Source organism: Thiomicrorhabdus sediminis, assembly GCF_005885815.1.
GTDB classification, from domain to species: Bacteria; Pseudomonadota; Gammaproteobacteria; order Thiomicrospirales; family Thiomicrospiraceae; genus Thiomicrorhabdus; species Thiomicrorhabdus sediminis.
This window is the reverse complement of the sequence record NZ_CP040602.1, coordinates 2,250,128-2,263,957: the sequence shown is the minus strand read 5'-3', so window position 1 is coordinate 2,263,957 and position 13,830 is coordinate 2,250,128. Positions and strand designations below refer to the sequence as shown.

The 13,830-nt window shown below is 41.4% G+C and carries 6 protein-coding genes; 3 read left to right on the top strand and 3 right to left on the bottom strand.

What is annotated here, in order from left to right; all coding sequences use genetic code 11:
* Nucleotides 1–250 precede the first annotated feature (250 nt).
* Both FE785_RS10245 and FE785_RS10240 read left to right on the top strand, forming a co-directional pair.
* Complete coding sequence (locus FE785_RS10245; protein ID WP_138565652.1) at nucleotides 251–868, top strand: hypothetical protein; 618 nt, start codon at nucleotides 251–253, stop codon at nucleotides 866–868.
* A gap of 60 nt (nucleotides 869–928) precedes the next feature.
* Nucleotides 929–1,876, top strand: coding sequence for a hypothetical protein (locus tag FE785_RS10240; protein ID WP_138565651.1), 948 nt, complete (start codon nucleotides 929–931; stop codon nucleotides 1,874–1,876).
* Here FE785_RS10240 and FE785_RS10235 read toward each other — a convergent pair.
* From FE785_RS10235 to FE785_RS10225, 3 genes are all read right to left on the bottom strand, one after another.
* Nucleotides 1,847–7,249, bottom strand: a complete 5,403-nt coding sequence (locus FE785_RS10235; RefSeq protein WP_138565650.1) for a hypothetical protein — start codon at nucleotides 7,247–7,249, stop codon at nucleotides 1,847–1,849. The genes FE785_RS10240 and FE785_RS10235 overlap by 30 nt on opposite strands.
* Nucleotides 7,250–7,662: 413 nt before the next feature.
* A complete protein-coding gene (locus tag FE785_RS10230; RefSeq protein ID WP_138565649.1) occupies nucleotides 7,663–8,640 on the bottom strand; it encodes a universal stress protein in 978 nt (325 codons plus the stop codon).
* A gap of 3 nt (nucleotides 8,641–8,643) precedes the next feature.
* Nucleotides 8,644–10,287 carry a cation:proton antiporter gene (locus tag FE785_RS10225; RefSeq protein WP_138565648.1) on the bottom strand — a complete coding sequence of 548 codons (1,644 nt, stop codon included), beginning with the start codon at nucleotides 10,285–10,287 and terminating at the stop codon, nucleotides 8,644–8,646.
* A gap of 676 nt (nucleotides 10,288–10,963) precedes the next feature.
* Here FE785_RS10225 and FE785_RS10220 point away from each other — a divergent pair.
* Nucleotides 10,964–13,783, top strand: a complete 2,820-nt coding sequence (locus FE785_RS10220) for an EAL domain-containing protein (RefSeq protein ID WP_168188960.1) — start codon at nucleotides 10,964–10,966, stop codon at nucleotides 13,781–13,783.
* The last annotated feature ends 47 nt before the right edge of the window (nucleotides 13,784–13,830 follow it).

The following is a 13,830-nucleotide window of genomic DNA, read 5'->3' as shown; positions in this document are numbered from 1 at the left end:
AATTGTTAGCAGTAGCACAAGCACCCAGTGCCCTTTTCCATGAATTACTGTCTCTTAAAACCGTCGGTTTGCAGTAAAAAACACCTTTTAATAACATCTAAAAATCACTCTCACTGAGAATTAAAATAAATCTGGGCTCGCGTTGAGAAACTGTATTTAAAACAAGTGGTTACAGTTTTATTTTTTTATTTATAAATGCCTCGGTTTCAGTTATGATTCAAGTGGTTTCGTGTTGTATGGGGAGGTTTGAATGAATGTATTTCTGATTCAGTTTTTAGGACTTTTTATCTTTGTGCTCATTCTTTTTACGGCTGTAATCACTCTTCAAGCTGAATTACAGAGAAGAGCGTTGCTGCAACGTGAACAAGGCGGCAATATTCCAGATCGAGAAGAATTCGAACAAATTTACAATCAAAGCCTATTGTCGAAAATCTTTTTAGGCGTTTTGTTGTTTGTTGGGTTGATGCTAGGCATTTTTGTTCACAGTCTTTATACAAATTACTATCAGCACCAAGCGGAATTTTCTGCCTGGATTCAGAAGACATATAACGTCCCCGTCGATGAACAACGCGTAGACAAAGTCGAATGCTATCTGGGAGTTCTTCATTATCTCGAAAAATATGGTTCTGCGCTCATTCCTTATGCCAATACGATATCTTGTGATCAAAGTGTTTTTGATCAGAAAAAATCACAGTTGAATTTGACGGATGCGACGGAAAAATTAAAGTTATGGAGTCTCGGGGAGATGTTTATTGGCTTGATCTTTTTTATGCTGCTTGCTGTATACCGACTTATGTTTAGGCCTAAGTTCGTATGGGCAAACGGTGTTAGAAATTCACATGTTAGTCGGGTGCTCAAGTCAAGTTGATTGCAAAAAATCTGACTGGGTAATCTAAAAGTTTAATTCAATTATAAGGTGATTCGATACGTGGAAAATACAGTTTCATATAGGGTCTTAGAGAAGATTTCGGTGCCCACCGATTTTATGCCTGCAGACGATGGAAAGGTTCTTTACGTGATGAGTGTTAAGGAGATGGATGCCATTTCTAATCAGGAAGTCAGGCAGATGAAACATCTCTTTTTGAAACTCATAGAAGCTATGAAGTTGCCAGACCCTAATGATGGTAAAGCTTTTCAGAAGGGAAAAATTGTTGCATTTATCGACACGCAAACCAGTATTGCAGACGTCGAATTTCAGGTACTTAAATTTCAAGGAGATCTTTGGGGATCGGTAGAAGAGCAGTACCAAGATTTGAAGGATCTCGAGTTTCAATTGATGGAAGAGGTGGCGAAAATCGCCAATGAATTTGATGCTGAAAGCAGTTCAGATGGGGCTGCTTTAGAGATGAATGAAAAGCTCGAAGAAATCAAGAGTAAAAGCTGCTTGATTCGGGATGAAGCAAGTTTAAAGAAAATTGAAAGCCTTGGTCTTTGTGCGCCCAATACAGACCAGCCTTTGATAACCAATTTGACGAGCAGCAGAATAAAGCAAATTTCGCAAATCGCCAGTTTTGATTTCTATCAAGAATGCTATAAGGCAAATATTATCGGTATTCAAAAAAGCACAGCCGAAATTGAAATTGAAGATACCAATGGGTACACCAGAAAGTTATTGATACCTTTATCCTTTGGCAACAAAAATCATAGTGCGATGTTTTGTGCCCATTTGCTTGCGAGCCGCCCATTTGACATTTCTTTCTCCAACTTGGAGCAGTTGAATGCTGGTAATGGCAAAAATCGAAAGATTACCCCCAAAGAGGTGTTTTTCTCTTTTGGTAAGGGCGAGGCAATGGAGATCTATGAGGCGAACCTAAATCATAACAATGATCCTCAGTCGGATCTTTTTTTAGAGCCAATCGAGTCTCAAGCGAGCTAAGAAAAACACTTGGTTAAGTTCACTGTTTAAAAAGCGCGTGTCATTCTGGTTGATGATGGCAACGCCTTTGATTTTCTTGTTCAAGTGGGGTTGACGCAAGCGAGCGATAGGTAAGGACGTGCCCCGTTTTGCATAACGAATGCGAATGCTGTCTTCAAATTGTTCCTCTTTCACTGTTTTTAACGCTTCGGCATCGGATGTCAGTACAATCAAATCACACGGTATATCGATTACTTCGTTGAGTAATCGAATCATCTCTGTTTGCTGAAAGCGTTTTTCGAAAAACCAAAAGTTTTTCTGTGGCTGAACGTACTGTTCCCACAGTTGTATGAGCGTTGTAAATTCCTCATCTTTTTCACATGCCAACGTATTGATTTTGCTTAACAGGTTTAAAGAGTCTTTCAAAGGCATCGCGTTCGGTAATGGCTCACCCTCTTCTGAAGACATCGGGCTTTCAAAATCTTCGCCTTGCCAATCTCCCGGATTCAGGCCGGTACGCTCAAAAAGTTCGAGGCAGTCCGCCTTGAGTTGAGTAAGCTGTTGTTGGCTGAGGTTAAATCGCTCTGCAATTAATAGGTCATCGATATTATTGCGCGCAAGTAGACAAAGTATTTCGTAAATTTGAATAATGCTTAAATCGGGTTGGCGATTAGCTGGCTCGGGCCGAGGCAGTTTGCCTCTGGCACGAAGTGGAGTGATTGCCGAGTGAATATTTTGATAGCCCGAGAGGGCTTTTCGCGCCACGTCATTTAGCACTTGCTTTGCGAGGATATCAGGTTTGTTTGATGTGGTTTTTTTGCCGATGCGGCTTTTTATATTGCGAAGATTCTCAATCTTATAAACAGGGGTGAGATTCACAATGGCTTGGTTTGTGACCTCAGATAATCCACGATGTTGGAACATCGGTATGACAAACTCATAAAAATGAGAGTAATTTTTTAGCGTGGTATAGGGTGAGCCATGCCCTAACAACTGGGCGATGCGATAGGCAAAGCGTCTTGACGGGTATGTGTTTTTAAATCGGTCATTAATGTAATTGGCAACATCTTGTTCATACCAGGAATCTATCTGGAATGAATGACACACGTCATCAATTGGGTTATTCAAAAAATCATTCAGATATTGAAAGTATCCCAAAAACTCAAGCGTGGCTGCGGTATGGCGCAAGTTTCGGATAGATAAAGAAATATCTCCGGTGATGATGCGAACCGCTTCTGTTAAGGTGCGTTGAAAAGCGAGTTTATTTTGTTCTTTGGTATCGGAATCATAAATCCAAAAATGGTCCGCAGATTGGGGTGCTCTGATGGTTATCCATTTTTGCAGCACATCACTTTCGGTTGGTGTCAGTTTCCCCGTTGAAAAAACATTGCGATGACTGTTGGCATTTTTTTGTCTGCCGTGGCGATTATGTCTACAGGTGAAGTAGCCTTTGTATCCATGGTTGGCGTGAATCACATCTCGAGATTCTAATTTGAAGAGTTCATTGGCGCGAAACCCCAGCTTGGCATAGCAGGTTAGAATCAAAGAAAACTGTAACCCTAGATCATGAGAGTATCTGTCTTTAGCGGTTAAGTAGTTGTCAATTTTGGTTTTTTCAGCAATCGTTATGAAGTTTGCATCAATGCTTTCCTCTTGATGACTGCTCGCGAATTCCAATTCGTCTTTTCTGATTTCAGAAAGCCCTAAGTATTTTGAGCAGACCAGATTATGGAAATTGATAATCTGAGCGGCAGCCAAAGACTGATCTTCGTCAGTATGTGAAAGAATAATGGCGTTATAGGTCTCGATAAGGCTGTCTAGTTCTTCACTGAGTACGTCACGATGCATGAAGTGTTCAAGTAGTCGTCTATCCAGAATTAAAAAATAATCGTATACGGTGCTGAAGCTGAGTGATTCCTTTTTTTCCCCGGGTGAATTTAAACGTTCTGCCGCCCACATACCGATTAAGTAAACGATTTGTGGTGGAGGCGTTTCAAATGTATTTAATCTGTGTAGCTCATAGCTAATTTTAGTGGTGAGTTCTTTTCGATTAAGTCGTCCGGGCTCGTTCAAATATTTGCGGAACCCTTTTAACATCTTTTCCAGCGTTTGATAATCCTGATGAGAAGAGGGCAGTTTTGAAATAACCGGTAATAGCGACAGTAATTCAAGATTAGGTTTAGACTCTGGTGCGTGCTTTTGTTTTTCTTCATATAGGTTAAGACGCGTGTCCGTGACCACGCGTAAAAAACTCTCTTTGTTGAGAGATGCGGTCTTTCTTTCACCGGATTGCACAGCCGCCAAAATCCCCGGCATAAAGAGTTTACAATCCATTTCTGCGCCGGTAATAAGCTCGTTAAATGTCATCGATTCATCATGCACAACGGATCTTAAGGTTTTTTCGATGGTCTTTTGAACCTGTAAAAGCGAAAGGGGCTTGAGGGGTGAACAATTTCGTCTCTCAATTAATTTGATTGCCAGCAGCGCGGTGACGGGTTCCAGGGCGATTCTTTGTACTTGGTTTTCACGCGTTGTTAAGTCTAGATAAAGCTTTTCTTCATGTCCCCACAGGTCATCACTTAGAATGGCGTTAACAATCAAAGGGTAACGCTGTTTGTGAGTAAATCTCGAAAACAGAATGAGTGATAGGAAAAAGTAGCCCCATAAGGCCGTATTGCTAATCTTTTCAAAATCCGTACTTTCTAGCGATTTAACAAATGTTTCTCGGGCAAGTCGCATTTTATGCCATAGCGGTAACCTCAAATAGTCAAAAGGAGACTCCTCGTTTTTGATTTGGAGGAGTTTGTTTGGCAAGGTGATTTTCAAATTGTGTTTTTTGGCATGGCGCTTTAGTAGATAAGAAAATACTTTCAGGTTTTGAGCCAGATAGTTTTTTGAGCCTTGAACTATTCGGTCAACCGCTTCCGAGAGAATCACGGTTTGGTTGTCTTCGAGGAGGTCGTGTTCTTGACTGGTAATGTAATTTTGAAACACGGTGGCTACCAGTTTTCGGGATGCTTTTTTTAAGTCACGAAATGCTTTGATTCGTTTTATAGGGCCCAGTTCATGAGTTGAGTCAAAGGTAATCTCTTTTTTGGCTTTCGATGTGTCCTTGGGCTTAACGGATTGGCTAGTCTGAATGCCGTGGATGGCTCTGATTTCTAGTTGTTCACAGATTTCATCAAGTACGGACAATAAAACTTTAGAAACCATTTCTGCGCATAATGGCGATGATGAACTGTAGGGTTCTTCACCTGGCCCTTGGTGTCCTAGCTGATAGTTGATGAATTCAGCTGGTATGTTTTTATCGCGTAAAACGGATGACAAAAAGTGTCGACCAAAATTGAAAGGAAGTTGAAAGTCAGGGATGTACTCAGTTAACGTTTTTTCTGATACGCTTTGAAATGTTAGTTGTTCGTCACCGCATGACAGGTAGAAGAAAAATGGGAGGTGTTTGGGCGTAGTAACGCATAGAAGATCCATCACCTGATTGGCTTCATCGACATAGTCAAAAGCCTGGAGTCTTTCAGCAAGTTCGACAAGATGCTTTGTATATCGTTTTAACTGGATTTTAAAAGAGCTGGAAAAAATAGCCACTCTGGTAGCATGTCCTTCATTCACGATTTTATCACTAATCATTATGCTGTGAATGTCCCATATTATGTCGGCATAACGGGCAAATGGATCTATGTTTGGACGGTGAGCAGTCACCAGAAGTCCAAACATAATGCAGTAGCTTGTGAGTGCATTATGAGCGTCTATCAGATTGGATAGCGAGGGGTTTGTATTGGCAGAAATGACCTTTTCAGTTGAGGTGTTGGCAAGCTGGTTAAATACCTCTTTCAGGTATGATTCCTTTGCTAACAAGTTGCTTCCAATAAGTGGGTCAGATTCTGTGTGTACAATGCCAAAAGACAGTTGTGGCAATGCTTCTGTATAAATGCGTTGAAGTTCTGTCTGTTGAATGCTTGTGTAGGTATTGCCTTGTGGCGTTTGTAAAATAGGTTGTGCACAGATGAAACTGGCGGCCGTTTCGTCAAAACGGTTAATCATGATTTGCCAGTAGAGGAAATTTCGAACCTTGGAGATGGTGATGCGGCGGCCAAAATCGATATTCTTCCTTAGCCAAACATCACACGACTCGTTAATCTGATCTTTGGATAGATGAAGGATTTGGCCTAGGGTTTGATTTGAGTTACTTCGTTTAGCGATAAAATCACACAGTTCTGTTGCTAAAGGAAGGGTGATGTATTGTTGGCTAGGGTGCACGAAAGGTTTTTGTTCTTCGGTCGGCTTCCAAAAGCGTTTTCCAAGTGAAACAGGATGTCTCCACAGGAATTTATCAATATCGATTATGCACTCAGTGCTTGGCGATTTATCAATCGAACCAATAGGCCAGTCCCACCAAAAACTCGGCTCTGCATGGGTTGCCAGAGAAAACAAAACAGCAAAAGCCACATCACTATTTTCGTCTAACGCCAGGGAAATTAAGTGTTCTTTTTCAATCTTGGTAAGTACTTCCGAGGCATTGTCGAGAAACTGAGCACGCTTGGCGTTCTTCAGTTGTGTTTGTTGTGCATATCCACGTTGATAGTACGTGGACTTTTCCGCAACATCTTTTGGAACTATTTCAATTGAAATGTCTTCAATCTCAGTGCTGTCTTCTTGAGAGTGGGCAGGATTGAAAATGATAGGCGAATCTTGAGTATCGTTCTCAGTAATGGTGGCTGGTTCAAGCAAATCTGGGTTTTGTGCTTGATGAGACGAAAATGCCTGATCAATTAAGTAGACAAGGGTTTCTGCAATCTTGTTTTCGTTATCATCAAGTTCATGCGCCATTCGGAATGCTTCATTTCTGATTTTTGAAGCAATCAAAATAAGATCAGCGTTCTCATTGTTTTCAGTAAGGCTTTTAATCAGTTCGGACAGCGTGTTAGTGATTTGGTGCTCTTGGTTGAACAGAGTGTCCACGAGATAAGAGGTTCTACTCTGGATGAGTTCGTTATTATTCGCGTAATTCCAGACTAGGATTTTTGTTACGGCATGAAATAGTAAAGGGCTTTTTTCGTGCAGAGCGTTTAACGCATAGTAGGTCGGGTATTTTCGGAGATCTATTGCGTGTTGTTTCTTTGTGTCACCTCTTTCCCCAAAGGCATAAAGCAAGTCAGTATTTTTGCTGTTTAATGCTTTGATGAAGTTTAGTTCAGTTTCATCGAAGTGTATTACGTTTTCTTCATGGGCAATCTGAAGAAGTGTTCGAGAGGTTTTGTGGAGCTGCGAAAGTGTTGGGGCAATAAGAGGGTTTTTGCCACCTGTGAATTTTTCTATAACAGGATGAAACAGCCTCTTATCAGATTCAGAGAAGTGCTGTAAAAGTTGCTCAATTTTTGTCATGAGAGTTGGTTTTAAATCGCATGAATTTGCCTACAGATGTTTAGTCCTTTTCTCCATATAGCGTATCAAAAAGTATTGGTTAATAAAATGTATAAAATATTAACATGCTTAATTTGATACGATTGTATTTTTATTTTATGTACAAAAAAGCCCGTAAAAACGGGCTTTGATAATAATCTGTATTTTTATTTATTTTAATATTATTGGCTCTAAAAGGGTTTTCAATCCCTTGCTCTACCGACTGAGCTATCAGGCCTAAATCAGATGGGGCGTATTTTATAGAGGGGGGGGGGGAACTGTCAAATATTATTTTTGAAATATGTTAATTTTATTTTTTGTGGCCAAACGGGTAGCATTTTTGTTCGGTCATTGGCATCGGTTTTGTGGATTTAGTTCAGCAACAATTCTTTTCTCTATAGCTTGATTGGTGTGACAAATTCTTTAGGTTTAACGGCCAAAACCGAGCAATTTACCTGTTGTAGAATTTCTTCCGCGGTATTGCCTATAAACCATCCTGCAATACCGACACGAGCAACCGTTCCCATGACTAAAAGGTCGCATGGGTGCTGAGTCAGCCAATCAGAAATGACCTTTTGTGGCAACCCTTTGGTCAATACCGTTTGTAGATTAGGGTCTTTTTGGTAATAGGGTTCCACTTCCAGATCCATTGCCTTTTGGTGTAAATGACGCTCCTTTTCATTAAATGCGTAGATATCTTCCTCAGACCAATCTGTATTCCAATGATAGATCAACTCCTCTCCTTCTGGCATCCATGCATGAATCACTCTCAGGTTAGTTTCTGGATAAAGTTGTGTCGCCCAATTCATAATACGTGAATTTAAGCGCTGTGGGTCCAGAGTTGGACGGGGGCTTTTAGCATAATCATCACTCAGAAAATCGGTCTCCACGTCAATACTTGCTACGACGTTTTTATAGGGCAGTTTGTTTCCGTTTTTATGAAGTAGTACGGCGCAGGGGCATTTACGCAGTAGGTGGAGATCCTGACTGCCAAATAAGGTATTGTCGATACTGTCGGTATCATCAGACAGTTTAACCACTAAATCCGCATCAGTTGTCAGCACTTGTTCAATAACCTTAAAGAACAATTTCCCAAATTGGACGTCTAGTGTGGTCTTAACCTTTAGCTGTTCAGCCTGTTGTAACCAAGACTTGATATCGTCTATCTGCATTGCTTGTTGCTGTTTTTGCATACTTTCCGGGGTGCTGTTTTCTAGCCAAGAGGCAAAACTAGACGATACGGCTGGCAAAACGCGAAGCACCTTTAATACCGCATTATGTCTTGCCGCCAACTCAAGAGTCCATGAAAATAAATTCTGCTCTTGTTGCAAACCCTTTTCAGATACAAAAAGGATTGTCTTTAAAGTGTCCATAATCTATTTACCTCCTGATGCGTTTAAAATCCGAGTTACCGCCTCTATAGCAGCATCTTGGTAAGGAATAAGAGTCATATCGGCACCTTGATTGATTAAGACATCACTGTCCGATTGCCGATAGGCTGCTACGGCTGTCCTTCCTTGATAGCCGGATTCTTTCAAGCATTTCAATATGCCTATATTTATAGACTTGTCGGGTAAAGTACTGATAAGCCATTTTGTTTCAGATAAAGGTAAATTGAGAATGAATTCCGGATCTTCTGCATCGCCGTACCTAGTGGGAACGCCATGTTGCGAGGAGGATTTTAACAGTTCAGGATTGAAGTCGACGGCTAACACGTTCAAACCCTCGTTTTGCAGACTCTGCGCTATTTTCATGCCTAAACGTCCCAAGCCAAATACAATGACATCTGTCTTCTTGTGAGAGGGCTGTTGGTCAAGTTCGAGTTCCCTGAATGGTTCTGAACGTTCAAAAATGCCTAAATAGGGAGCGAGCTTTTCATAAAGTTTCTGTGAGTAGATTATCATATAGGTCGATGCGGAGATTGTAATCAGTCCTACTAGGGTGATTAAAGCCACCGCTTGTTCATCAATATGTCCTAGGTTATAACCGAGAGCCGCAAGTATCAATGAGAATTCACTAATTTGCGCGACGGTCAGTCCTGCTAAAAAACCAGTACGTTTTCGGTATCCTATGTAGCCCATAATGACCATTACAATAAGGGGGTTACCGATCAATACAAACACAGATAACATGATGGCAGGGATAATTTGCAAACCTAAATTGCTGATATCCAAATTGGCACCTAGATTGATAAAAAAGAACAGTAACAAAAAATCCCGTAAACTCACCAAGCGCGCGCCTATTAATTCACGGTAATGGGTAGAAGCCAGAGAAACCCCCGCGAGGAATGCTCCTACTTCTTGACTAAATCCAAGCAGGTAACCTGCGGACGCGCCCAGTACAGCCCACGATATCGCAAATAAAATGAGTAGCTCAGGTGAATGTGCTAAACGGTTTAATAAGCCCGGAATGAAGTAACGCATTAAAATGGCTACCACAAATAGCATTACAAGCCCCTTAAGTATGGTAGAAAATACTTCATAAGAAATATTGCCACTCTGAGAAGACTGGCCTATGGCTGTTAAGGTAATCATCGCTATAATGACAATGATATCCTGCACAATCAAAAAACCAATGGCGATACGCCCATGTAAAGAATCGAGTTCCCGTTTATCGGACAATAACTTGACGATAATAATGGTGCTGGAAAAGGTTAGCGCGACTGCAATATATAGCGCGCCAATAGGGCTAATGCCCATAGCCAGAGCAATAAAAAAACCAACAACAGAGGTAAAAAACACTTGTCCCAAGCCGGTTAATAAAGCAACCAAACCTAAACTTCGGATAATTTGTAGATCTAGTTTCAAGCCCACTACAAACAGTAGGATGGCAATACCCAAGTGGGCAAGCAGCTCAAGTTTTTCATTGCTTTGGACTAGGCCGAGAACAGAGGGGCCAACCAGTATACCTACAGCGATAAAGGCAACAATCAAGGGTTGGCGCAATTGTAACGCTAACAGCCCCATTACTGCTGAAATGCCTAATAAGGCGCTGAATTCCAAAAAACTGCTTTCCAACATACTTCCTCGATGATGCCTGAAATTGGCGTTCTGGCCTCTAGCATCGGTCAAATTACCGGTAATTGTTTAATAGCTATAGGCTTTATCAGAATGAAGAGTTAACCCTCTCTGCCCGCCATCACTTTTGTGCATAATCTCTCATCAACAAGTGGCTGTAAGTAATTGGCCAAATACCTTAGATAGAGCAGAAGGCACGTCGATTGAGAAGTTTTGTTTCCCCATTTGTTTGCATTTTGCAGTTCTGCTCTATAGATGGTATGCATAGTCTTATTAAAACATTTTTTTTTGGGTAAATGACAAATGCTAGGCAATAATTGCTCAAAAAGATGATAGATATCAAACGGTTGATTAGTTTAGGTCTGAGTCGCAAGGTCGCGTGATAGAGTACTGTAACGAGATTATATGCTTGCCCTCGATGCCGGTTGCTGTGATTTGTGATATAACTGATAACATAGAGATATTTGCCTAAAATCTGTCTCCCTTTCTAGCTTCAAGTAACACTGCGGCCAATCGAATGGTAAAGACCTTATGATGATTCGGTGCAAAATCAATTAAGCAGACAGTGACGGACTTGAAAATTGGATTATTAAAAATGCCCAACACGGAATTGGCTCTCCAGCCGAAAACGTTTTTAACTTTGCATCCTGCCTACCAGACGAGCTTCTGGGGCGTAGCAATGATTATTGCTGTCTTAGCCTCAATTCAATTGATTTTAGGTGTTATTGATATAACTGAGCAATACACCTATGTGGCGTCGTATCTATCGCTACATTTGGCTATGGAAATGGTCTCGGTATTTATCTCATTGATGGTTTTTATTGTTGGCTGGAATGTGGCGAACCATAAACTGCCAAGCAGCTTGTTGTTGCTTTCATTAATCTTTTTTAATGTCGGCATTTTCGATTATTTCCATGCCGTTTCCTATGGTGGCATGCCGGATTTTCTCAGTCATAACGACGTACAAAAACATTTGAATTTCTGGATGGCGGCACGTTTTATCAGTGCTTTTGGTCTGTTGTTATTGGCGATCTATCTGGTCAGTAAAATTGAGTTGCATTTAAATCGAACCGCAATTTTTATCGCTTCATTAACCTTTACCTTGGTATTTTTATGGCTGGTCATTTACCGAATTGATTTAATGCCGGTTTGGTTTGTTGAGGGACAGGGCTTAACGGATCTTAAGAAAAATCTCGAATATGTCATTATCGGTATGAATGTGCTCACCGCTTTAATATTGCTAACACAATTAAACCGACCTCGCAGCCTTCATGTTCCGCTGTTAATCGGTGCGGTGCTGGTTACAGCGATGAGTGAGCTTTATTTCACCTGGTATTCGACCATGACCGGCGTTTATAACATTATGGGGCACCTCTATAAGGTAGTCGCTTATTTTATGATCTATAGAGCGATAGTTGTCGAAGCCATCGATATCCCCTTTAATCGACTTAAGGAATCGCAAGAAACGCTGGATTTGGCGGTAACTTCAACGGATACCGGGCTTTGGCGTTGGCCTTTGGGTGGCGATTATGTCTATTTGTCACCGATTCTCAAGCGCCAGCTCGGTTATAACGATCATGAGCTGGCAAACAGCTTCTCTGCATTGCAAAGCCTGCTTCATCCTGATGATAAGGCCATATTTGAAGAGGCCATACAATCTCACAAGCAAACACTTGGAAAAAATGAGTTGTTTGAAGTCGAGGTGCGCTTCAAACATAAAAATGGCGATTATCGTTGGATTTATTCGCGAGGCAAAGAAGGACGCGATAAATTCGGTAACATTGTTGAGGTTATTGGTACCCACACCGATGTGACTCATCGCCGTATCGAGCATGAACGGTTTCGATCCGCTTTGCAAGCTTCGCCAAATGCAATGATAATGGTAGACAAACAAGGCTGCATCGTTCTGGCCAACAAGAAAGCCAATCTTCTGTTTGGTTATAAGGATGAAGAACTGCTTACACAGCCGATTGAAATTTTGGTGCCTAATTCGATGCATGAGCAGCATTCGTCTTTAGTTGATGGCTATATGCAAAATATGCAGCAGCGTGAGATGGCGGCAAACCGAATGTTGTTTGCCAAACGTCAAAACGGTGAGGAATTCCGCGTCGAAGTCAGTTTGACACCAATCAAAGGCAGTGAAGAGAACTATGTCTTGGCATCTATTGTCGATTTGACAGAAAAACTTGCTTCGCAAACGCGCATAGAAAAATTGATGCATTACGATATTTTGACGGAATTGCCAAACCGGCAACTGCTGGTGGAACGTGCCAATTATGTTTTAGATAATGCCAGACAACTCAAACTTCAGGTCGGTTTACTGTTAATTGGTTTGGACCGTTTTAAAAACCTGAATGATTCTCTAGGGCACTCTGCCGGTGATGAGGTGTTGGTTGAGTTTGCCAGACGTTTGAAATCGACCATTTCGGCAAAAGATACACTTGCCAGATTGGGGGGTGATGAGTTTGCCATCTTAATGCCGTCAACCAATACTCAGCAAATTATTCAACTGGTGAATAAAGTAAAGGAAGTGCTCAAACATAACTTTGTGGTCAAATCCGAACAGGTGTTAATGACCGCATCGATGGGGATTGCCATGTATCCGGAAAATGGCAATGACTTTTCGCTGTTATTTCAGAGTTCGGACACCGCCTTGGCAAGAGCCAAACAGATTGGCATCGACACCTATCTATTCTTTGATAATGAGATGCAGCTTAATGTCAGCCGTATCCTTAAAATTGATTCGGCAATGCATGAAGCTTTGACTCAGAAACAGTTTTATCTCGAATATCAGCCGCAAGTTGATATACAAACTAAACGTTTGAAAGGGGTGGAGGCATTAATTCGCTGGAAGCACCCCGAAATGGGAATTATTCCGCCACTGGATTTTATTCCTCAAGCGGAAAGCAATGGCTTGATTCTGCCGCTTGGTGAGTGGGTCTTGGAGACCGCGCTTAAACAGTTGCGCAGCTGGCTCGATAAAGGGTTTCAGCCAGTTGTTATGGCGGTTAACCTATCAGCGTTACAGTTTAAGAATGAAGGGTTGGATAAATCAATTGAAGCTTTGTTGAAAAAGTATGAGATTCCACCGGAGTATCTAGAGTTGGAGTTGACCGAATCGATGATGATGGAAAACCCGACACGGGCGATTACAGCCTTGAATAAGCTGCATGCTAAAGGCATTCGATTGGCGATTGATGATTTCGGTACCGGCTATTCTTCATTGAGTTATCTCAAACAGTTCAATATCCATAAACTGAAAATCGACCAGTCGTTTGTGCGAGATATTGCTACCAATGACGATGACAGAGCGATTGTGTCGGCGATTATTCAGATGGCAGAAAGTCTTGGCTATTCAACGATTGCCGAAGGGGTGGAAACCGATGCTCAGTTAGAGTTCTTGCAGCAGAACAGTTGTGATGAGTATCAGGGTTATGGATTCAGTAGACCGGTGCTGGCAGAGGTTATGGAAGAGAAATTCTTGAGTGCTAAAGGCTGATACTTGCCCGTAATATTTTAAGCAATAAAAAACCCTTAATTCAGCTA

Excerpts from the sequence above, each read along its gene's own strand:
- FE785_RS10235 (WP_138565650.1), bottom strand. The coding sequence starts at position 7,249 with ATGACAAAAATTGAGCAACTTTTACAGCACTTCTCTGAATCTGATAAG.
- FE785_RS10245 (WP_138565652.1), top strand. The coding sequence starts at position 251 with ATGAATGTATTTCTGATTCAGTTTTTAGGACTTTTTATCTTTGTGCTC.
- FE785_RS10220 (WP_168188960.1), top strand. The coding sequence starts at position 10,964 with ATGATTATTGCTGTCTTAGCCTCAATTCAATTGATTTTAGGTGTTATT.
- FE785_RS10230 (WP_138565649.1), bottom strand. The coding sequence starts at position 8,640 with ATGGACACTTTAAAGACAATCCTTTTTGTATCTGAAAAGGGTTTGCAA.
- FE785_RS10225 (WP_138565648.1), bottom strand. The coding sequence starts at position 10,287 with ATGTTGGAAAGCAGTTTTTTGGAATTCAGCGCCTTATTAGGCATTTCA.